Origin of the sequence: Paenibacillus hebaui, from assembly GCF_051934385.1 — a bacterium.
GTDB lineage: Bacteria > Bacillota > Bacilli > Paenibacillales > Paenibacillaceae > Paenibacillus.
Map to the genome: position 1 here is coordinate 2,313,523 of NZ_CP196836.1, position 21,264 is coordinate 2,334,786.

18 protein-coding genes, 1 tRNA gene and 1 riboswitch are annotated in these 21,264 nt (G+C 46.1%); of the genes, 10 read left to right on the plus strand and 9 right to left on the minus strand.

Features of this window, described 5'->3' with window-relative positions; all coding sequences use genetic code 11:
- The first annotated feature begins 73 nt into the window (after positions 1-73).
- Positions 74-622: a GNAT family N-acetyltransferase gene (locus ACR32F_RS10675; RefSeq protein WP_440118682.1), complete on the plus strand. Its 549-nt coding sequence runs from the start codon at positions 74-76 to the stop codon at positions 620-622.
- Between the two features lie 385 nt (positions 623-1,007).
- Entirely contained in the window at positions 1,008-2,138 is a 1,131-nt protein-coding gene (locus tag ACR32F_RS10680) for a glycosyltransferase family 4 protein (protein WP_440118683.1), read from the plus strand.
- 136 nt (positions 2,139-2,274) lie between these two features.
- Here ACR32F_RS10680 and ACR32F_RS10685 read toward each other — a convergent pair whose 3' ends face one another.
- Positions 2,275-3,330 (minus strand): YkvI family membrane protein, encoded by a 1,056-nt coding sequence (locus ACR32F_RS10685; protein WP_440118684.1) that lies wholly within the window; start codon positions 3,328-3,330, stop codon positions 2,275-2,277.
- Positions 3,331-3,534: 204 nt separating this feature from the next.
- Here ACR32F_RS10685 and ACR32F_RS10690 point away from each other — a divergent pair, with 204 nt between their 5' ends.
- The 4 genes from ACR32F_RS10690 (at position 3,535) to ACR32F_RS10705 (ending at position 5,351) form a co-directional block, all read left to right on the plus strand.
- Positions 3,535-4,116, plus strand: coding sequence for a xanthine phosphoribosyltransferase (locus ACR32F_RS10690; protein ID WP_440118685.1), 582 nt, complete (start codon positions 3,535-3,537; stop codon positions 4,114-4,116).
- A gap of 97 nt (positions 4,117-4,213) precedes the next feature.
- Positions 4,214-4,543: a hypothetical protein gene (locus tag ACR32F_RS10695; RefSeq protein WP_440118686.1), complete on the plus strand. Its 330-nt coding sequence runs from the start codon at positions 4,214-4,216 to the stop codon at positions 4,541-4,543.
- A 120-nt stretch (positions 4,544-4,663) separates the two neighbouring features.
- Positions 4,664-4,882, plus strand: a complete 219-nt coding sequence (locus ACR32F_RS10700; protein WP_440118687.1) for a hypothetical protein — start codon at positions 4,664-4,666, stop codon at positions 4,880-4,882.
- Between the two features lie 139 nt (positions 4,883-5,021).
- Complete coding sequence (locus ACR32F_RS10705; protein WP_017689352.1) at positions 5,022-5,351, plus strand: carboxymuconolactone decarboxylase family protein; 330 nt, start codon at positions 5,022-5,024, stop codon at positions 5,349-5,351.
- 105 nt (positions 5,352-5,456) lie between these two features.
- Here the strand turns inward: ACR32F_RS10705 and ACR32F_RS10710 are convergent, their stop codons facing one another.
- A complete protein-coding gene (locus ACR32F_RS10710) occupies positions 5,457-5,921 on the minus strand; it encodes a C40 family peptidase (protein WP_440118688.1) in 465 nt (154 codons plus the stop codon).
- A gap of 6 nt (positions 5,922-5,927) precedes the next feature.
- Positions 5,928-6,059: riboswitch (cyclic di-AMP (ydaO/yuaA leader) on the minus strand.
- Between the two features lie 410 nt (positions 6,060-6,469).
- On the opposite strand from ACR32F_RS10710, the gene pelA reads away from it, so the two are divergent.
- Together pelA and ACR32F_RS10720 are read left to right on the plus strand one after the other, a co-directional pair.
- Positions 6,470-7,429: a pectate lyase gene (gene pelA / locus ACR32F_RS10715; RefSeq protein WP_440118689.1), complete on the plus strand. Its 960-nt coding sequence runs from the start codon at positions 6,470-6,472 to the stop codon at positions 7,427-7,429.
- A 180-nt stretch (positions 7,430-7,609) separates the two neighbouring features.
- A tRNA-Leu gene (locus ACR32F_RS10720) sits at positions 7,610-7,693 on the plus strand.
- Positions 7,694-7,801: 108 nt separating this feature from the next.
- Here the strand turns inward: ACR32F_RS10720 and ACR32F_RS10725 are convergent.
- Positions 7,802-9,499 carry a carbohydrate-binding protein gene (locus ACR32F_RS10725; RefSeq protein WP_440118690.1) on the minus strand — a complete coding sequence of 566 codons (1,698 nt, stop codon included), beginning with the start codon at positions 9,497-9,499 and terminating at the stop codon, positions 7,802-7,804.
- 439 nt (positions 9,500-9,938) lie between these two features.
- Between ACR32F_RS10725 and ACR32F_RS10730 the strand changes: the two genes are divergently transcribed.
- The gene (locus ACR32F_RS10730; protein ID WP_440118691.1) at positions 9,939-10,856 is read left to right on the plus strand and encodes a divergent polysaccharide deacetylase family protein; all 918 of its coding nucleotides are present in this window, start codon (positions 9,939-9,941) and stop codon (positions 10,854-10,856) included.
- Here ACR32F_RS10730 and ACR32F_RS10735 read toward each other — a convergent pair.
- Positions 10,831-11,610 carry an N-acetylmuramoyl-L-alanine amidase family protein gene (locus tag ACR32F_RS10735; RefSeq protein WP_440118692.1) on the minus strand — a complete coding sequence of 260 codons (780 nt, stop codon included), beginning with the start codon at positions 11,608-11,610 and terminating at the stop codon, positions 10,831-10,833. The two genes, ACR32F_RS10730 and ACR32F_RS10735, sit on opposite strands and share 26 nt — an antisense overlap.
- Positions 11,611-11,806: 196 nt before the next feature.
- Here ACR32F_RS10735 and ACR32F_RS10740 point away from each other — a divergent pair, with 196 nt between their 5' ends.
- On the plus strand, positions 11,807-12,031 hold the full coding sequence (locus ACR32F_RS10740; protein ID WP_440118693.1) for a YqzE family protein: 225 nt from the start codon (positions 11,807-11,809) through the stop codon (positions 12,029-12,031).
- A gap of 87 nt (positions 12,032-12,118) precedes the next feature.
- Here ACR32F_RS10740 and ACR32F_RS10745 read toward each other — a convergent pair whose 3' ends face one another.
- From ACR32F_RS10745 to ACR32F_RS10765, 5 genes are all read right to left on the minus strand, one after another.
- Complete coding sequence (locus tag ACR32F_RS10745; protein ID WP_440118694.1) at positions 12,119-12,511, minus strand: hypothetical protein; 393 nt, start codon at positions 12,509-12,511, stop codon at positions 12,119-12,121.
- A 62-nt stretch (positions 12,512-12,573) separates the two neighbouring features.
- The gene (locus ACR32F_RS10750) at positions 12,574-13,626 is read right to left on the minus strand and encodes a hypothetical protein (protein WP_440118695.1); all 1,053 of its coding nucleotides are present in this window, start codon (positions 13,624-13,626) and stop codon (positions 12,574-12,576) included.
- Positions 13,627-13,804: 178 nt separating this feature from the next.
- Positions 13,805-15,061: a YqhG family protein gene (locus ACR32F_RS10755; protein WP_440118696.1), complete on the minus strand. Its 1,257-nt coding sequence runs from the start codon at positions 15,059-15,061 to the stop codon at positions 13,805-13,807.
- Between the two features lie 2 nt (positions 15,062-15,063).
- Entirely contained in the window at positions 15,064-16,824 is a 1,761-nt protein-coding gene (locus ACR32F_RS10760; RefSeq protein ID WP_440118697.1) for a DEAD/DEAH box helicase, read from the minus strand.
- 258 nt (positions 16,825-17,082) lie between these two features.
- Positions 17,083-21,246: a sulfite reductase subunit alpha gene (locus ACR32F_RS10765; protein ID WP_440118698.1), complete on the minus strand. Its 4,164-nt coding sequence runs from the start codon at positions 21,244-21,246 to the stop codon at positions 17,083-17,085.
- Between the last annotated feature and the right edge of the window lie 18 nt (positions 21,247-21,264).

The window sequence follows — 21,264 nt, forward strand, 5'->3', positions numbered from 1 at the left end:
TTTTGACGAAAAATTCATTTCCCGGTATAGTACCATTAGTTTATTAGAGATGTGGAAGTGGAGGAGAACGATCATGCACTCATTCGAGATCAGTAGCGAATATATTAACGATGGTTTTCAAGCGGTTCAGGCGGAGCCAGGGGATACGGAAGATGTGATCTCACTGCTGGTGGAGACAGCCGAATGGCTGCGGAGTCAAGGATCTTCCCAATGGAGCGCCTTGCTCAAAGGTGAGGATTCACATGATACGGCAGGGGCAATCCGGCGTGGGGATGTGTTTGTGTTCAAAAAAGGAGCAGATCTAGCGGGGATGGTTATACTCATGTGTCAGCCAAGCCCGTGGGATGTTCATCTCTGGGGTTCAAAAGCTCACGCCGAGGATGGCGCTATCTATCTCCATCGGCTGGCGATTCGAAGAAAATATGCCCAGAGTGGTTTGGGACGGTCGATATTGCAATGGTCAAGCAGCGGTATACAGTTTGAAGACAAACATACTGTTCGATTGGACTGCGGAGCCAGCAACGCTACATTGAACGCCTTTTATGCGAGTAATGGTTATACATTTTTGGGGGAGACAGATGGTTTCAGTACATATGAAAAGCCAGTGGAGCTACTGACCTGAAATTCTGGCGATCTGATTCGTACGTTGCGGACAACCTTGAGAGTTTAATGGATCTTTGTTTTTGCTTCTGAGGGGTACAGTTCGTGAATATGTTGTATATACGACTTGGTGAACAATGGCTTGGTCAGCTAGACTGATTGAGCAGAGCATGCAAGTGATCCAAACGAAGGGATTACTGTGTCTAACGCATTATAGATGTTCTAGCTTCCCTATGTCATAATGGACGGTAGAGCAGTTCCTCAGACAAAATAAATGGATATGCATCCAAAAGCGGATGGAGAAGTGAGAGGGATTCTCATTTTTCACCTTTACTGAACATATGTTCTGATATATCATGAATGAAGATGCATGGAAAGAACGTAAGCTAGAAAGGGGGAAACTAACGGTGAAATTGCTGCAGGCGCTTTTCTTTCCTCCGGAGCAGCCCGGAGGTGTATCCTCTATGATTCCGTATATGCAAGAGAGGTTTACAACCCCGAGGTGGGAGATGGATCTGTTCTCGTTGCCGAAGCGAATTCGCAACAAGGGCAGAGAGGAAGTTCAGTTCGAAACGTTCGATTGGACCGAATATCAGGATAGCCCTGTTGTCCAAAAATATATCCAAACCTATCGTGATTATCTATGGTGGACCAAACTGCGTATTCAGAAGCCCTACGATCTGATCCATGCCCACCACCCGATTGCAGGACTTGCGATGAAAACAGTTTTCCCGGATACACCCCTCATTCAGACGATTCACTCCAGTTATGAACGAGAATTAATTCTAAATGGCCGCATTGAAACGGATGGACCGGAGCATCGATTCCTGCTGGCGATTTATGGTGAGCTGGAGCACCAGGCAGAGCACCTCTTGACCGTATCGGATTCGTTCCGTCGTTATCTGGCCCCCTACGTGAAGGAACCTGATGTAATCGGTGTAATCCCCAATGGATTCGATGAGAAACGATTTAAGCCGATCCCTCATGATAATGCCATACCACAACTGGTGACAGTATGTCGCCTCGTTCCGGCAAAAGGATTGGATATTCTTTTCAAAGCTTGTGCGGAACTGAAGAGTCGAGGTCATGATTATGTGTTACACATTATTGGAGACGGACCGATTCGACCTGATCTGGAAGAGTTAGCGCAGCGGTTGGGGATCTATAATGAGACCATTTTCTATGGTTATACCCTGCACCCTGAGGAATTCATGCCATTCTTTGATATTTTTGTACTTCCGTCACGGGCAGAAGCATTTGGTTCCGTCTTCGCCGAAGCAGCGCTGAGTTGCCTTGCTCTTGTGGGCACGGATGTAGGTGGCATACCAGAGCAGATCGAGGATGGTAGCAATGGTTTACTCGTACCGGCAGAAGATCCTTTTGCACTGGCTGAAGCGCTTGAAAAGGTGATGCTGGACCCGGCTTACCGGTATGAACTGGCTCGTTCGGCGTGTGAAAAAGCCAAAACACACTATTCTCTCGGCAGATCGGTGAATGAGCTGAAAAAAATGTATCTGCAGTTTTCCAGCCAAGCCTAGAACCTAGAACAGAAAGTGCAAGCCGCTGTGCTAAACAGCGGCTTTTTGTCATGCTTAAGGATAGAGTAACACGCAATAACTTCTGTCATGAACCAATGAGGTTCATAAAAGTACATAAAATACATAACCATGAAGTTCAGATGTTTTTGCGTCCATGAAAGGCGCCCCAGCGGTCCAGCACCAATTTGGCAGCCCAGACCAGTGCCATACTTCCGAAGATAGGATAAAGGATGGATAGCAGAGAGCTGAATCCAAACTGACTGAGTGAGTAACATAACAGCATAATGGTTAATGTAATTAAACGAGGATGTACACGTAAATGCTGCCTGAGCTGTAGGGTCATTCCATAGATGTCGGCCACAAATGTACTGAATATTTCCATGAAAATGAGGGATACATAGACGGATTGCACCGCCCATCCAAGTTGAAAGGCAATGCTGCCCATCGGGATTTCGAATTGGATGATGCCTGGCATCTGTGCTGACATGGCGAAGTGAGCTGCCATTAGCATGAATCCCACACCAATGCCTCCCAGCACTCCGCCCCATTTCAGTACTTTGCGACTGCGAATCTGGTTACCTAGAGGTACGAGAACGGCCTGGGCCAGCACCAGATTGAACGAGGTGTAAAGCAGTGGAGACAGCCAAACCTGAATCGGGCTTGCGTCTGTCGTAAGTGTTATAAATCGCATAGCACTTGGATGATGAAGAGTGCTGGTAATCATGAGCAGGGATAACAGGAGCATCATCGGCACTACGATGCTATTCATCTGAAGAATGGCTTGAATGCCTCGTCCAAGCAGCAGATATGAACCTACGAGCGTGACAATTAAGCCAGTCTGATAATGTAATCCCAGGTGTTCGACGAAAACAGAACCTGCCCCAGCAAGCATCACACTGTTCACGCCGATGAGAATGAGGAGAACTACCCAAGTGATCCATTTACCTGCCTTGTGGCCAAATAAGTGTTTGTTGAGGTCCTCATAGGTGCGGGAACCGGTATCGTGGGCAATCAGCATCATTTTGGTACCTAACCAGACAAAGAGTATGGTGGATAAGCCGATGGTGATGGTGGCCCATTTGCCATACTGGGTAAAAAACTGCAAAATTTCCTGTCCGGTTGCGAAGCCGGCTCCGACAACCGTTCCGATGTATGTAAATGCAATCTGCAGCACCCGAAATGTCTGTCTCATATGTTTCCCCTCTCAGGCCCCTGTATAGTTTGGACATGCGGGTACCATGGTACAAGGTATGCTTGACCCACGAAAGTCATGACAATCGATAGAGAGCAGTGGCTTGAAAAAGATAGTCAGAACAGTGCTCAGGCAATTTCGCTTGAACTCAGAGCTAGATATATGATACTTTTACCTCATAGGATAGGCTGGGGAGGTCAAATTATGGAAGTATTGAAACAACGAATTTTACAAGAGGGTGTCGTCATCTCGGATCAGGTGCTTAAGCTGGATGGCCTGTTGAATCACCAGATTGACCCTGGATTGACGATGGAAATGGGACGCGAGTTTGCTGCCCGTTTTCGTGAAAGTGGGGTAACTCGGGTGTTAACCGTAGAATCTTCAGGAATTCCGGTTGCTTTTGCCGCAGCTTATGAACTTGGGGTACCGCTTGTATTCGCCCGTCGCAAAAAAACACTCTTGGCTGATCCCGATGCCTATTGTGAAAGAGTACCATCCTTTACCAAAGGGATCGTAACGGATATTATGGTATCCCGTGAGTTCATTCATGAGAATGACCGAATTTTGTTCATTGATGATATCATTGCCAATGGGGATGCCGCTCGTGGAGTGATTAAAATTATTGAACGTTCGGGTGCGGAATTGGTCGGATTCGGTGTTGTGGTTGAGAAATGTTTCCAAGCGGGAGCACGTACCATTCGTGAGCAGGGTATTCCAGTGGAAGCCTTGGTACGTATACGTTCTCTGAACGATGGAACCGTGCAATTCGACGATAACGTAATGTGACATTTTAAAGGAATAAGGCCTATTTTTTGAACTATGCCTTTGCATGACCGCTGATTTCATTTATAATGGGGTTATGTTAGGGAGAGGAGGCAACACCATGGGGAACCAACCTGCAACAGAACAATTTTTTATTGATAAGCTGGCGAAATCGAAAGTTCATTTTGAACGTGCCCTGGATTGTAAACATACGGAATTCGATGACCTTTATCCCTATATGATTGAACATCCTCAATTTTTCTGGTACAAACGCTATGTTGCCTGGTCAGAATTGCTGACGATTGTAGGCTTGTGCGAAGAGTTGTCCTTCTCTTGGAAAGAACAATTTACACCGCATCAAGTTGCGTACCTTGAAGAACGTGTGATGTCCGCCAAAGTGCTTGATTTTTGGTTCGAGAAGAACGACAGCAAAGAGCACGCGCAGCGGTAACTTTCAGTCGGGGACATATTTTCGAATGACATGACAGTCCAATACAGTCACGTGAGACCTAAATGACTTTTCATTTAGGTCTCTTTTTGTAAATTAATTTGGAGTATAGGAGCCATGGACATGATTAGTGATACAGAATTGGACACCTTGCGTTTATCGGGGGAAAAAGTAAGAGTGGTGCGGGACGAGCTGGAGTCTAACGATGTAACGGGTATTGTTGTTGCCTGGGATGGCGAGCAGGTACTCATCCGCCGTCAGAATCGGCGTGTTGTTAAGCTGGATCGCCATTACCGATATCAGCTGTTCAGCGAGCCGCGCCAAAGCCCGCTTAGTGAGTAATCTCTTGTGATTTTACTGGGACCATGCGAGCAATGCTTGGAATTACCATGATGTTTTGGCATAAATGATTCACTCGGGAGAGAAGATAGGTACAGTGAGGACGTTCTGTAACTATAGTCGAGAGGAAGTGCTGCAAGCTATGACATTGATGAATGATAAAGTTCATGCCTACAAGGATCAGATTGGAGCATTGAGCGATGTGTTACCTGGTGTAGTGAAGTCTTATCATGAGTTTACCGGAGAGTGTTTTCAGCCTGGAGTCATTGATGCAAAGACAAAACAGCTGATTGCACTCGGGATAGGCTTGTTCGCGAACAATGAGGTATGTACGTTCTACCATGTGGAAGAGGCCCGTGCCAAGGGCGCTACAGATCAGGAGATCATGGAGACGGTTGCTGTGGCCGGAGCTGTAGGAGGCGGACATGCACTGTCTCAGGGTGCCATGAGGGTTCAAAAGGCGCTACATTAAGTATAGAAGTCGAGAGTACACCTGTTTCGTAAACATAAGCCCCAAAACAAAGAGGAGGTTCCGGATTTACCCGGAGCCTCCTCTTTGCAATATATCAGACCAAACCTATATTTTTCCGAGCATTTTGTTATACATAAATTGTCCTGTCACCCGGCGTGAAGTTACGTAGCGATCGTTGAAATACGGATTCGCTAGTTTGGTGATGCTTACACCCTTGCTGCTTGATGCATGAGCAAATTGTCCGCCACCAATGTATACGCCAGTGTGTGAAACGCCGTTGCCCATCGTATTGAAAAATACCAGATCACCTGTACGAAGATTGGCCTTGGATACTGGAGTACCTGCTTTGGCCTGCTGCTGTGAAGTACGAGGTAACTCAATGCTATATTTGTTGAAAATATATCTCATAAATCCTGAACAATCAAACCCGGCGAGAGTAGTACCACCCCATTTGTAAGGTATGCCAGTCATGTTGTCAACTACGGTGTTAATACTACTTGCCTGTGTGCTTGTTGCACCGGATGTGAATAGAACTGCTGCTCCAAAAATAGAGATGATAAGCTTTTTCAAAATTTATTGTTCTCCCTTCGATGCCTACGGAGTTAGCTAAGGGTTCGGTTGAAGGTTCCCTATATTTCCTATGTACAAGAATAATTCACCCAGAATGGTTCCTCCGTTTTCAAACATGAAACTCGGCAATGAATAATTAAGTTTTTGTAACCTTTTGACACTATATTGCATAAATGCGTAAATGTCAAACCTATATTAATAACTTCTTAGCACCTCAATGTTAAAGGAATTCAAGCTTTTTAGGTGGAATTGATGTTGCCGTCTAGATATGCTTGATGACAAAAAAGTAATATTGTTTCAGCGGTCATCCAATTGGACAAATAAGTAAGTTTGTCTTTTGTGATTAAAACGATCCCGAAAGGTTCAATTCAAGTGCTTTGTTACATTTTGTTGCAAATATTGACAAAATCCGTTTTATTGCATAAGATAACTTCATTCTATACCACATATTGGATAAAAAGAAATATTAAAGGTTAGATAAATAAATAAAGGAGGAGGGAAGGGGTTTATTTTGTAGTAATCAAAAAAAATTGGGGAGAGTGAATGAATTGTTAAAACCTAAAGCGAGATTTGCATCTTTCGTATTGGCATGCACGTTTGTTCTATCTATTGTTGGGGTGGCATTCCAACCTGTTGGAACCGTGTCTGCTGCTGATGCTTCCGGAACTACAGCCAGTCTTTCTGATATTTTGAAGAACCAGAGAGCTGACGGAGGGTGGAGAAAAGATTACAGTCAAAATAGCGGGGAATGGGCAAAGTCCACGATCGACAATAAAGCTACATACTCAGAAATTAGAAGATTGGCTAAGGAATTCAAAAAGACAAATGATCCGCGCTACTCAGCTGCTGCGATCAAAGGAATCAACTTTTTGATCAATATGCAGTATTCGAACGGCGGATGGCCTCAAGTCTACCAAAGCTCGGGATATCACAAGCACATTACTTATAATGACGATGCCATGATTAATGTAATGTACATGCTGGATGAAGTAGCAGCGCGCAAGGGTGACTTCTCGTTTATCGACAGCACACTTGCCAATCGAAGCAACAACTCAGTTGCTAAAGGGGTAGATGCTATCCTGAATACACAGGTGGTTTCAGGTGGCAAGTTGACAGCGTGGGGACAACAACATGATTCCAGCTCCCTTCAACCGGCAGGAGCAAGAATTTATGAAGTACCATCTCTGACGGCTAGTGAGAGTGTAACGATTGTTAATTTCCTGAAGACCAGACCTGCTAATGCCAAAATTACGGCATCCATCAAAGGAGCAGAGGCTTGGTTCAACAAAGTGAAGATTTCGGGATACAAGTACGAAAGAGCAAACGGAGACAGCAAAATTGTCGCTGATTCCAAAGCGGCACCCATCTGGGCTCGCTTCTATGAAGTGGGGACAGATAAACCGATCTTTATTGGTCGTGATGGGGTTGTTAGATACAAATTAAGTGATATTGATAAGGAAAGAAGAGGCGGTTATGCATGGTATGGCAACTGGCCTTCCAAACTGTAACATTTAAACAAACGTGAGGCTTGACATTGTACATCGATAGCTGGCTATAAGCGAAGCCCGAACTGGACATGAATGTCTGGCTCGGGTTTTATTATATTGTTTTGAGTATTGACATGCTGTATCCCACATGATATATTATTTCTTGTCGCCGAGATACATAATGTCGGAGATATACAATATGCGGTCGTGGCGGAATTGGCAGACGCGCACGGTTCAGGTCCGTGTGGGCTAACCCCCGTGGAGGTTCGAGTCCTCTCGACCGCATCCAATAAAAGGTTCCTTGTTAGGCTAACGCCTTCGGGGAACCTTTTTTGTGTTGATAACATGAAATGTAATTCTTCTGTTATATCGTCCCAACTTTGTTGGTTACGATTACTGAGCCGATACATGGATACGATCGATATTTGGCCCCTCTGTGCCGGTCGTTACCACTTTAATGGTATTGGTATTCGCGTTCATGGGCACTTGAATCGTTTTTTCTACCCAGGTGGACCAACCTCCCGTTGCTGAGAAGGGGGTATTGCTGATCACTTTGGTTCCGTTTACGAAAACATCGAGATTACGGGTCCCGCTTTCCAAGGCATAGCGAAACTTTACATTTTTGGTTCCGCTTACAGCATTATTGATGGCATTCCACTGAATTGCGGAGTTAGTCGAGCCGTTGAAATTAACATACCCGGAGCCAGTGTAACCGGAATTAATCGTTTCAATTACTGCATCAGTGAGTGTGGTTCCTGTCTCTGCTTCATATGTGGTACCGCTACCAGGATTACCACCACTGCCACCACCTAAACTGGCTACAAACGTGGTGACACTTTGGGCTGGAAGCTGAGCTGTAAAGGCGCCATTGGATACATTGATTGGTGAGCCTGATTGCAGATTTCGACTGGCATCCGTCATCCAGGAGGAGACGGTAGAGGCATTGCCGTTTTGCAGCACAAACTTCTGATTTGCTGACGAAGTGCCACGGTTGATTGCCACGATTACAACCTTGTTATCACCCTTGTATGCCGAAATAAATGTATTGGTATCCGGGTTCTTAGTTGCATCCACCCTTACATAGCCTGGACGTACAAATTTGGAGAAATGCGCCATATTATAACCGCGTTTGCTAATCGTTCCGTCCTCTTTCATCGGACCATACTGTCTGCGGATGTACCACCATACATAGGCCTGGAAATCGCCCTCAACCATTGCGCTGTGCATGTGATAGGATACGTCCAGTGCCTCTGGCCAGCGGTCTGCTGAGTTATTGTCACTATTCGGATAGTATACTTCTGTCATCCAGAGTTCTTTACCGGCTCCTTTTTGCTTGAAGAGCGGGTAAGCGAAATCTTTGATCTGGGTTCCATACGTATGTGCTCCCAGAATGTCCATATTGGCGAGAGCCTGCGGATCATTCAGGATAGGGTCAGATATATTCTTTAAATACTGGAAGGACTCCGGTGCCATCACTTTTGTATTTTGAATGGAGCCTGCATTCTCTTTCATGAAACGAAGGATTTCCTGGGGTGTCCACCAGGTCCAGTCATGAGCGTAGTCCGGCTCGTTTTGTACCGAGATGGAATACAGATTCACGCCGTTATCCTTCATGTAGGTTACAAAGTCATTAAGGTGCTGTGCATAGGCAGCGTACTTGCTGTATTTCAGCCTTTTTGCATTGGTATCTCCATTGTGATTGAACGTTTCAATCATGTCGTTCGGGGGATTCCATGGCGATGCAAATACGATAGCGCCTTTTTCAATGGCACGTTTGGCTGTTGGAACTTCACGATACCAGTTATTTCGGTCCGGATCGACGTAGATCCTGAGTACAGAAAAGCCTAATTGGTTCTGATCATTGCCAAAAGCAGTTTCTCGTTGTGCTGCTGTAAGATCACCGATCCAGGCGGGAAGGTTGATTCCACCAAAACCGCGAATAACCTGTTTCTCAGCAGACAGATTAACGGTGGCATCGCTTGCTGCTGAAACCTGAGTGGGAGCGGGTACAGTCAACATGAGAGGAAGAGCTGTTAAGCAAGCCAATAGAACGTTGATCGTCTTTTTTAGTTTTAAATTCACTACTTTCATCCTCCTCGAAAATGGTAAATGGTTACATAGGAAAACCTTGACCAAGAATAGCTGCTAATAGGCGTTAAAATATGTAAGCCCTTTCAATACCTCCTTTCATAAATCTTAAGAAAGAAATGAATTGACTTGAACTTCTTTCCTTTGTTGATTCTACTAAATTATTCCTAAACTGAATACCTGACAAATTACAGTATTTTTTCTAATTAATCTCTTTTTACAAGGTGTTTTCAGTTTTATATCAGAAAAAAACTGAAAACACCTTTTTTTCTAATTGAGATCCTCGTTGGGACGGAAGTCCGGGATTGGGGAATGAAGCCTGCTATGACGCAGGCTTTTGAGTTTATACAATTTTTCCTTAATGTCAGGCAGGCCTTTACTTACATATAACGTCCTCCATTATCAAACAATGAGAACACAGACCTAAGGGAGGGAATTCAGAATGAGTAAAGAAAACAGGCGTTATCGATTATTAGCAGGTTGCATCACACTTTTAATCCTTACTTACGTTGACGGTATGGCAGGAGGATCTACAGCTGGAGCCTCAGACATAATGAGAGGACCTGCTACCATAGATAATCAGATGGTTTCAAGCAATGGTCGTTTGAGCATCGCCGCCCCACATGTTCAGTCCCCATCGAATCATAAAAAAATGGCAATTATCATTGATGATGTCGGGAATGACATGAAGGGAACAGCCGAAATTCTGGCAATGCCCGTCAAGTTAACCGTTGCGGTCATGCCTTTTCTATCTACCACCAAGAAAGATGCGATCGCAGCCCATGAAAAAGGAATGGATGTGATTGTACACATGCCCATGGAACCCAAAAAGGGAAGACCCGAATGGCTGGGCCCTGGTGCAATCACATCCAATCTAACGGATGAAGAAGTCCGCGAACGCATAGAGAAAGCCATTGATGATGTTCCCCATGCCATTGGCATGAATAATCATATGGGTTCCAAAATTACCTCCGACAAACGCATTATGTCGATTGTATTGGATGTATGCCGAGAAAGGGGCCTGTTTTTTGTAGACAGCCGCACCAATTTCCGCTCGGTCGTGGGAGAATTGGCCATAGCCAAAAATATGCCTCCGATTGGCAACGACATTTTTTTGGATGATCATAATACCAAACAGCGTATTCGCAAACAAATGGACTTGGCGACCCAGTGTGCGATCGACAAAGGGATGTGCGTCGTGATTGGTCATGTGGGACATTCGGGGTTAAATACATCAGCTGTTGTTCGAGAATCAGTCTCCCGTCTTCAGGGTCAGATTGAGTTTGTTGGTATTGGTGATCTCGTTCGTGATGTGTGGCATTGGCAGATAGAGCCTAAACTGCCGACAGATAATAAATAATTCCGCTCGCAATGGATTGGGCAATTCGTTTTTGCTCCGCGGGATTACTCATTCTGGCTCGATCGGTTGCATTGCTCAAAAATCCCGTTTCAACAATGACCGCGGGTTGCTTCACGTAATTCAACAAATAGAAGGGCTTGCCCCACACGATCTCGCGTTGTATACCGTACAAGTCGTTCAGTGAATCCTGGATGGACTGTGCCAGCAGATAGCTTCTGCCTTCCTTCTGATGTAGGACCACCGGGCCACGCGTAGATGATTTGGGACTCCAGTTACCATGAATGCTGACAACGATATCCGTGCTTACTTCTTCGCTGAGACTTTTGCGCTGTGCAAGGTCCCTGACATGACGAGAGCGGCTGTTCAGCCAACGGTTATCGTCACTGAGTGCATAATCACCAAGTCGGTTGATGATGACCGCATAACCTTTACTGCGAAGCAGGAGATACACTTTTTGGCTAATGGCGAGATTAACATCTTTCTCCAACACACCATGGGCTGACGTTCCCCCGTCGATACCGCCGTGGCCTACGTCGAGCAGGATGACAGGTGCTGCAAAAGCATGATGGGTGGAGCGATAAGCATCGCCATCGGTCACCGGCAGCATAGACGGACTATTCGTAGACGGAGCAGAATGATTTGAACTCAGAGACTTGGCTGATAATACTGCTTGCCCATGTGCGACATGCGAAGTAAAGGGAAGGCAATGGAGGCTGATTAAAAAGGCTACGGAGGTAGCCAGTAGCTTATACATGGGAATACACACTCCTTCATGAAATAGGTATCTGATGCAGATGAATGACTGAATGGATACCTTTGGCATTAGACTGTGCATTCTTGTATTTTTCATACGCATTTGTCTTAAAAAAATGTTTAGTGATAGGTCCTTCTGCGCACAATAGGGATAACACAAGTCTTTGGAGCACAGTGCACAAAGGAGGCAGAAGGTCATGGCCAAAAGTGATGAGTTGGTGAAATACATTACGCAACGAGTTGTTCGTTATATCGATACACCGAAGGATGAACGTAAGGGGCGAACCAAAGTGAAAGAGCCTTGGGCGATGAAATGGTTCGGAATGATTCCGTATGCATTCTCGTTATGGGTGGGGAAAAAAGAAAAATCAATGGACTCTCATGTTAAACCTCAAAAACGGAGTTCGTCCGGTAAGGGTTAGCAGTGTTTACTAAACTTACTTTTACTAAATGTTACTTAAACGGCAAAAGACGCATTCCTACAACGTTACAGAGGAAGGCGTCTTATTTTACTGTGCAGGATCAGCGATATTAACAACATTGTGCTGTACACTAATCTGTTTGTACTTTCGTTGCCATATTGTTGTTGTGATGACAGCGGTCTGGTCTTCCTTTTCAAAAAAATGTCCCGAGCCATCTTGATTCACATAAGTCCAGCCTTGTTTAGCCATTCGGGATTGAAGGAGTTCAACGGTTTCAGGAAGGTTTTTCTTCGTAAGGTAGATGCCATTCCCATACTCATTCGTTCCGATGAAGCCAATGGCTTGGTCAGTCGTGCTTAACTTGTACATCATTTGTACGTTTTCCACTCCGGTATTTCGAACGTAAGAGTTCATAAATAACAAACCCATCAGGAAAAACCCAACCACACCTATTCCGGTGATGATCCAAAATTTTTTCATTCCCATCAACACTCCATTAATCGTATAAGAAGAATTTACCTTATCATAGCATAATTGGGGCGTCAGGGATTCGTCTTGTAAAAATGACCCTCCTGTAGCAACGTCACCAAAGGTACAAACCGTCTTACTGAAGTATGACCACCAATCGCTACATACTGAATTTGCTCCGATCCATCATTATTGCGCCAAATCTGGTAACCACTTACTGGTAGTGGTCCCCCGTATAACACATTATGAGTATCTGCCGAAAAGACTACCTCTTTATGTTCCTTCCAAAGTGGAAACAAATCCTGTATTCCTTTGACAGCAGCAGGTTTGGATGTAATCCATAACAGATGATCAGCAGGGTTAAAAGTAGGTTTCAGTTGCATGGGATCTGTAGATAAGGCTATCATTTCCACCTGTTGAACCTTCTTGCTGAGGGGGACTTGAGCAGCTGTGTTTCTTCCGTCGTTATTGCTCTCATCGATTGAGTCCGCCTCTAGTTTATTCAGAACACCCTCGGGTAGCGTATCGCCATTAGTTGCATCGATATAGATTGCTTCGACATTAGGTCTGTCTACTTTCCAATAAGCGAGCAGGGGAGGCGCATAACGTAAATGAATGCCTCCTCCGGCTGTTAGTATGGCTTTTAAGTTCAAATGGTGCCTTTCCAACGATTCAATCAATAATCGACTGCTGTACGGCAGTTGCTCTTCGGGATTGCCCTGACCATATTCCGTGAGCTTCAAGTCTTCTTGGTCGGTGGCTGTAATAATCATATACCCGATTGTATTGCCGTTAAGGTTAGCGTAAACAAGCCAGCCGTGGGTTCCTGGTCCAAGAGGGAAATAGTCCAGACTAGCATCGCTCCATCGATTGCCTGTCTTGGCTGCACCAAGAGCTATTGCTTGTTCGCGTGCAAACTGCTGCACAGCATCTGGGGCTAGTAAACTGGATTGAGGCGCAGTAGTTCCTCTCGCAGAATTTAAGGATTTCACGGATGACGATGGGGTTGGGATCATTGTTCCTTCAGCTTGCAATAAGGGGAGCAGGAGAGTGAAACCCAGCTGGCATAGTGCAATACATATGATCAGTCGAATAATGTTCCACGGGTTGTGAAAAATTTGTTTCATGCCAAACACCTTCTTTTCTGAGGGATATCATGACGAATGGGGCCATATATCCGCTGCATAATCGCTTCTGGTTTCATTCTAGTGGACGAGCCATGCAAAGGTTGCTGCAACCTGTCGGGCAGGCACTCATGAATAAACACTACTTTTGCCGTGAAATGCGGAAAAGTAGTGTCTTCGTCTATCTTAAATGAAACATGCCGCTGTTAATGGCGATGACTTTCACTTTGGGCTCATATTGCCAGATCATCTCGGTTCGGCGTGTCTCATATTGCAGTTTCATGGCCTCGCGATCCAGTATGGCTTGTTTCGCCTTCTCTTGTTCAGGGTCCGGTTCCATTTCCACTTGGACGGCTGATTCTGCGGCAAGCTCGACATCAGATCCCAGCGTCATTCCAATGGGTCCTACTGAATGAAGAGGTGAAGGCGGGATACGAGAATGCCCAAGGTGTGAAGATTGAATACCGCCACTAAGAGGCTTATCTTGATCTTGGATAGGGGAGCTGACTTCTGAGTCGGAGACTGAGCTACTGCTTGCATCTATATCTACTTCCGGTGTATCTTCCCTAAGGACAGCTTCATAGTAAGCATCGACAACGGCAAGCTCCAGATCCAGTCGTTCTTTGGCTTTTTCTGCCCAGCTATAATCAAGTTGCAGCAGGTGGTTAGTCAGATGAGTTTCCAGAGCGATCCCAGCATCGACCAATGAAACTTTGGCTGTCTGTACATGCATGTTCTCGGCGAGTCTTGGACTCAGGTCGCGGCGATTCAGCTTGGAGCCAAATTTCTCAATGATCTCACCCGTGCGCAGGGAGATCCCGAGAAAATGAAGTTCCTCCCGTTTCAAGTCACAGGCGAATTCCACTTTGAAGCACACTCCAAGCCAGGGCTCGTATACCGCTGGTGCGGTAGCTCGCAATTGGCGTTTGGCTGCTTGTTCAAACAGATTCACAAATGCACCGCCTTCACGGGCTGCGGTGAAGATCTGTTGTAACCTGCGGCTGCCATATACCACGTCTTCTTTTAAAATTCGACCTGGTCCCAGTTGCGGCAGAGAAGGAACAATGCCGAAGTAACGACCAAGAATGGTGTCTTTGGGGGCTTCGGCTTGAGAACCTGAATCCGTTGCACCTTCAGCACCCGCATTTCCTGGTGACACTGGAGCAGCAGTCTGTGCTGCTTTTGCTTCTGCTTCTGCTGCTTCCATAGCCTGTTGATGACCATCCGGGTCGAATACAAATGTAAAAGACATCGTCTCGGCTGGCGCCCCGGTTCGTTCGACAAATCCCCAGTAGTAGGGACGGTTGGTCAATGCCTTGTCGGCTTCAGGCGAGAGTTTGACGGTCACATGGGCTGGGGAACGCTCCATAATCTGACACTCCATCGCTTCCAGATAAGTGAGTACATATGCCTGCACTTCATGGGGTGACATGGTCATGGTCAGCTGCCTCCTTTGAGAAGATCGAGCCCTGAAACGAGTGGAGCCTCACCTGCAACCTCATGCTTGATGGAGCTGAGTGATTGTCCAAGGGAGTCCATCTTGCGGCGAATGTCCTCTTCAGTTTGTGATTCAAGCATGATTTTATAGAGACTCTTCTCAATGGACTCCTTCTTCTCCAGCCGCTCCAGAATGACATCCAGTCCACCGATAACCATCTCAAACATATTGATCTTCTCATGCAACAGGTTCAAGATATGTTCTTCAATCGTTCCCGTAGTCGACAGGTTATAGATATTCACGTCATGCTGCTGTCCAAGCCGATGTACTCGTCCGATTCGCTGCTCTACACGCATAGGGTTCCAGGGTAGATCAAAATTGATCATGTGATGGCAAAATTGAAGATTAATGCCCTCGCCACCAGCTTCGGTTGCAATCATCGCCTGCACGCGTCCACGGAACAGATCCATCATCCAGTCTTTTTTGCCCCGATTCATGCCGCCCCGATAGGGTACCGCCGTAAGTCCGTTGTTGCGGAAATAGTTCATCAAATATTCTTGTGTGGCTCGATATTCCGTGAAAATGATGACTTTCTCATTCATGTTACGCACGAGCTCCATCGTTTTCTCGGCTTTGGTATTTTCCTTGATTGCCTTGATATGAGCCACCAGTTCCCAAATCTTGTCCCGCAAGGGAGAGTCCAGCGGAAGTTTCTTCGACAGATTGACCAGTGTAACAAACACGGCATCCCGACTACTGCATACTTCCCGTTGCAATGTGACGAGAGAGAGCATGCTGCTCAGGTTACCGCCAGCTTCCTGGTACTGGTCCTTCACAAAGGAGGTCACTCCATCGTATAAAGCCTGTTCTTCTGCAGAGAGCTGCAAATTCACATTGGAGACGTTCCGTTTGGTAAATTGCACGGGTCCTTCGCCGCGGCGGTTTCGGATCATGACTTTGGACAATTCGTCCTTGAGCAACTCCTGATTTTTTGGAATGCGTTTGTCGACGACAAAATTGGCGGCAAAATCACCCTGACGACCAAGCTGTCCCGGCTTCAGCAGATTAATCAGATTGAAAAGCTCGCTCATATCATTCTGCACCGGTGTAGCGGTGAGCAGAAGGCAGTATTTTTTGCGTAATTTCAGCATGAATTGATAATTGGTCGTTTTTTTGTTTTTGAGTTTATGGGCCTCATCAATAATAATCATGTCGTAATCCGTATTCAGCAGCAGATCCTTATGCGGGTCACGTTTGGCTGTATCCATGGAAGCGACGACGATTTCGGACTGCCAGGAATAAGCTTTTTTCTGGGCAACCGCAGGGATTCCGAATTTGGAATTCAGCTCCCGAACCCATTGCAGTACAAGCGAAGCAGGAACCAGAATAAGCACTTTGGATACGAGACCGCGGACCATATATTCTTTCAGAATCAGACCTGCCTCAATCGTCTTGCCAAGTCCAACCTCATCGGCGAGAATGGCACGGCCTGACATTTCAAATAATACTTTGCGTGCAGTGTCCAACTGGTGTGGAAGTGGAGTCAGCCCCTGTAAGTGTTTCAAACACTGGATTTCATCAAAATTAGGAATTAAGTTAGTCTCTTCTGCTTGAATGCCAAGTTGAAAGAGTCTGTAATCGCCCCATGGGCCACCTTTATCGAGTCTTGATTCCAGTTGGTTCAGCCAACTGCGATCGAATTCAAGCGGAACGGGTAGTTCTGCTGCAGGTTGATTGGTTTGATGCGGATTTTTCCGGTTCATGATGCTTCCTCCCCTGCCATACGTGATGACGTTGTATTCGTAGGTAATAGTATGGACGAATGAGAGTGAGTTCATAACCATCGATGAGTTTAAAATCGCAATAGGTTTATTGTAAATAGGAAACAAGAAAAAGCGGCCCTAGTGGCCGCTCTATCATCTGATGATGTTAACTCTAATATCTCTTGATCATCTCGTCGTGTCTGTTGTAGTTCCATGAATATCGGGCTGCTATTCAAAAGGGCTTGACATACACCAGATTCAGTAGACATCTTTGGCATATCTTTTGGATTTAAGCATTGCTTTGACGTAAACCGCTGCCTCATCTTCAGTTAGTCCGCCATGCTGCTGAATAATGCTCTTTAATGTGAGATCCACTTCTCTGGCCATCTGGTTTGCATCGCCACATATATAGAAATGTGCTCCTTTTTGCAGCCACGACCATAACTCTGCACCATGTTCCATCATACGAGTCTGTACATAGATTTTCTCATTTTGATCTCTCGAAAAAGCCGTATCCAAACGGTGGAGGATTCCGCTGTGCTGCATCGTTTGCAATTCCTCCTGATAGTAAAAATCGAATTCAGCCCGTTGTTCTCCGAAAAAGAGCCAATTATCTCCTCTCGCACCAACCGCCTGACGTTCTTGCAGGAATCCAAGGAAAGGTCCGATGCCTGTTCCGGGTCCGACCATAATCATGGGAGCATCGGGGTTGGTTGGAGGACGGAAATGAGCGGCTTTTTGGATGTAAATAGGGATCTCCTTTGTAAAGTCGCTGCGTTCAGCAAGGAAGGTAGAACAGACCCCTTTCCTTAGGTGTTGATTAAATGGGTATCGAACGGTTGAGACCGTGATATGCACTTCGTCCGGATTGGCGTTGTAACTGGAGGATATCGAGTACAGCCTCGGCTGCATAGGTTTCAATATGCCAATCAAATCATCTGCACGAATCTCAACAGGGTATTCCTGCAAAATATCAACCAGTTGTCTGCCGTATAACCAGGATTGTAGTGCCTCTTTATTCTCGCTTGCTATTAATTGTTGGAGAGGAGCATTCTTGGATCGATCAGCGAGGAAGCGAAGTGCTTCCGGTGTGACCCGGGTAATCTCTAAATGCCGAAGCAGTGCCTCGTGTATGGGAAAGGACTGATCTTTTATTTTCACCTGGATTGAAGGTTGCAAATTGGTGGTACGCAGCAATTCATCCACAAGTTCCGGACAGTTGGTCGGCCAGACCCCAAGCGCATCACCTGCCTCATAGTGCAAACCTGTATTTTTCAGATCGAACACATAATGGCGAGTGTCTTTCTCTGAACCGGGTTTACTTAGACTGCGACTGGAAATCAGTCGGGTAGTGAGAGGGTTGGTTCGGTCATAGGTTTGCCGAAGAGTGGCAGTCTCTGCCATTGCTATTGCTGTTGCTTCTGATGCATGGGTTGTATGCGTAATGTCGGGAAGTTGAGGGTGTAATGCGCTTTTGATGGATTGTACCCAATCTTCAATGAAATCTGGATAACTCGAATCACAATCCATACGCTCCATGAGCCGGCGAGCCCCTAATTGATCCAAGCGGGTATCCAGATTTTTGCCGAACCCGCAAAATAGATCGTAGTTCGAATCACCCAGTGCCAGAACGGCGTAAGAAAGTGCTGTCAACCGTAGTGTATGGTCTGCCTGCAAATTCTGCCAGAAGCTTGTTCCGTTATCTGGAGGGTCACCTGCACCGAATGTACTCGCAATAAACAGAACATATCGTTCATTGGATAGATCCTGTATGACGTAATCATCCATACATGTCAGCTTGGTATCATATCCAGCCGCTTGTAATCTCCGTGAACATTCCTCTGCCGCTTCTTCGGCATTGCCTGTCTGGGAAGCCCACAGTATGGTGACACGTAATGATGATATGGCCTCATTAGGAACTGTTTTTTCGGATTCCATCAAGGCTGCTTGCGAACCAGAAGAGGGAAGGAGGGGAGCGCTACTGGCTTCCGGGATAAAGGTTCTTGAAAACATGCCCGCGAGTACACCATCCAACCAGATCTTTTTGGTAGCATCAAGCGGTGCAGTGGGTGGAAGTACAGGGACACCTGAAGTGGTCTTGAATTCATCTGATCGTAAACTGGTAATAAATCCGGCGAGATACATTTTTTCATGCGTTTCAAGCGTTAATGTAGTCGAGGATTCAACGCCTAGCATCGTCGCGAGTGCATCAACTTTACCCATATGCATGGCCTCCCTTTGCAATGAATGGATTGGATCAAAGTGTTCTTCGGCCACTCGAACGAGTGAGATGGCACAGAATTTAAATTCAGGTTGCAAGGATATCGGATCAATGGCGTCATTCGTGACATCATTTATAGCCAAATTTTTGCCGAAGACATCATTCCAATGAAAAGGGGCAAAGCAGTTCCCGGGCTGGACTCGATCTGTGACGACAGCTGGCAGAATGGCCATCCCCCGGCGGGAACGAATTTCGATGGAATCTTGATCTGTAATCTGCATCATGGCTGCGTCTTCAGGGTGAATCTCAATGAAGGGGCTCGGATTTAATTTGTTCAGCTTGGGAATTTTTCCGGTTTTGGTCAGGGTATGCCACTGGTGTTGAAGTCGTCCTGTATTCAAAACAAAAGGGAATTCCTCATCCGGCATTTCAGCTGGTGGCAGGTAGGGGCGTGCCAGAAAGACTGCCTTTCCACTTTCGGTTGCGAATACGATGCGAGGAGAATGCCCATCTTCATTTACTTTTAACGTTTGGCTAATTCCTGTATTTAAATATCGAATGGGATTGCGATGATGTTCAATCTCAGGAGCACATGGCCACTGTATCGGAGTATTGCGTAACCGTTCATAGGAGGCACCTCGAATGTCATAACCGGTTTTTGGATTCCAGGCCTGTTGGATTTCACGATAAACATCAGCAGAGGACTCATAAGTGAACGCATCGGCATACCCCATTTCACAAGCAACCTGAGCGATGATTTTCCAATCGGGCATAACTTCGCCGGGAGGCTCGACGGCTTTTTGCATGAGGGTAAGATTGCGTTCCGAATTAATCATCACGCCCTCAGCTTCGGACCACAGTGCACCAGGCAGCAGGATATCTGCATATTGATTCGTCTCCGTATCCAAAAAGGCATCCTGGGTTATCACAAGCTCTGCAGCCTGAAGTCCGGCAATGACATTTTTGCGGTTGGGAACAGTCGCTACAGGGTTGGTGCAAATAATCCAGCAAGCTTTGATATCTCCGGTTTGCATGCTCTGGAACATGGATACGGTCCCCGTTCCTACTTCAGTCCGCAGGGTACCCTGCGGAATATTCCACATGTCCTCGATAAAATGGCGATCCGCCTCAACCAGCACGCTTCGCTGTCCAGGCAAGCCGGGACCCATATAGCCCATCTCGCGACCACCCATAGCGTTGGGCTGTCCCGTCAGGGAGAAGGGGCCGCTTCCGGGACGGCATATTTTCCCTGTAGCCAGATGCAGGTTACAGATTGCATTGGTGTGCCAGGTACCATGTGTGCTTTGATTCAGTCCCATAGTCCACAGACTCATCCATTCACCGGATGCACCAATCCACTGGGCCACCTGGCGTATATCTTTCTCAGGAATGCCTGTAATTTGGGATACCTTATCCGGTGGGTATTCCTCCAAAAACGCAGGCATATCTTTCCAGCCCAAAGTGAATTCATGGATGAATTCTTCATCAATATCCTGATTTTGAACCAACAGATAAAGTAGACCATTGAGCAGAGCCAAGTCCGTTCCTGGGTTGATCTGCATGAATAAGGTAGCTTTATCTGCTGTTGCATTTCTTCTTGGGTCAACGACAATGAGTTTGGCTCCCGCTTTTACACGATCCATAACTCTGAGAAATAAAATCGGATGACAATCGGCCATATTGGCTCCAATTACAAAAAAAAGATCGGATTGATCCATATCCTGGTAAGAGCCTGGCGGGCCATCAGATCCAAGCGACAGTTTGTATCCTGTGCCAGCGCTGGCCATACAGAGACGGGAGTTGGATTCAATATTATTGGTTTGAATGTAGCCCTTGGCTAATTTATTAATGAGGTATTGGGATTCCAGTGACATCTGTCCTGACACATAAAATGAAAGAGCATCAGGTCCGTGTATATCCAGAATGGAGCGTAATCGTTTTGCGGTCTCGCTTATGGCTTTGTTCATCTGAATAGGAAGGGGCGCTGCTTCACGAGTCGTTCGTTTATAAGCGTACTCCAGACGGCCAGACTCGGTAATGGCTTGAGCGCAGGTGTTTCCTTTGGTACACAATCTCCCGTAATTGCTGGGATGATCCGGGTCACCTGTAACTTTGACAACACGATTATCCGCGACCTCAAGCAGGATTCCGCAGCCTACCCCGCAGTAGGGACAAACACTTTTAATTGGTTCTGTGGTCATGATTGATCACCCGCTTGC

Bases quoted from the DNA above. Each gene is read 5' to 3' on its own strand.
- ACR32F_RS10725 (WP_440118690.1), bottom strand. From the start codon at position 9,499: ATGAAAGTAGTGAATTTAAAACTAAAAAAGACGATCAACGTTCTATTG.
- ACR32F_RS10730 (WP_440118691.1), top strand. From the start codon at position 9,939: ATGAGTAAAGAAAACAGGCGTTATCGATTATTAGCAGGTTGCATCACA.
- ACR32F_RS10700 (WP_440118687.1), top strand. From the start codon at position 4,664: ATGATTAGTGATACAGAATTGGACACCTTGCGTTTATCGGGGGAAAAA.
- ACR32F_RS10685 (WP_440118684.1), bottom strand. From the start codon at position 3,330: ATGAGACAGACATTTCGGGTGCTGCAGATTGCATTTACATACATCGGA.
- ACR32F_RS10745 (WP_440118694.1), bottom strand. From the start codon at position 12,511: ATGAAAAAATTTTGGATCATCACCGGAATAGGTGTGGTTGGGTTTTTC.
- ACR32F_RS10765 (WP_440118698.1), bottom strand. From the start codon at position 21,246: ATGACCACAGAACCAATTAAAAGTGTTTGTCCCTACTGCGGGGTAGGC.
- ACR32F_RS10675 (WP_440118682.1), top strand. From the start codon at position 74: ATGCACTCATTCGAGATCAGTAGCGAATATATTAACGATGGTTTTCAA.
- ACR32F_RS10705 (WP_017689352.1), top strand. From the start codon at position 5,022: ATGACATTGATGAATGATAAAGTTCATGCCTACAAGGATCAGATTGGA.
- ACR32F_RS10755 (WP_440118696.1), bottom strand. From the start codon at position 15,061: ATGACCATGTCACCCCATGAAGTGCAGGCATATGTACTCACTTATCTG.
- ACR32F_RS10760 (WP_440118697.1), bottom strand. From the start codon at position 16,824: ATGAACCGGAAAAATCCGCATCAAACCAATCAACCTGCAGCAGAACTA.
- ACR32F_RS10695 (WP_440118686.1), top strand. From the start codon at position 4,214: ATGGGGAACCAACCTGCAACAGAACAATTTTTTATTGATAAGCTGGCG.
- ACR32F_RS10750 (WP_440118695.1), bottom strand. From the start codon at position 13,626: ATGAAACAAATTTTTCACAACCCGTGGAACATTATTCGACTGATCATA.
- ACR32F_RS10740 (WP_440118693.1), top strand. From the start codon at position 11,807: ATGGCCAAAAGTGATGAGTTGGTGAAATACATTACGCAACGAGTTGTT.
- ACR32F_RS10690 (WP_440118685.1), top strand. From the start codon at position 3,535: ATGGAAGTATTGAAACAACGAATTTTACAAGAGGGTGTCGTCATCTCG.
- ACR32F_RS10735 (WP_440118692.1), bottom strand. From the start codon at position 11,610: ATGTATAAGCTACTGGCTACCTCCGTAGCCTTTTTAATCAGCCTCCAT.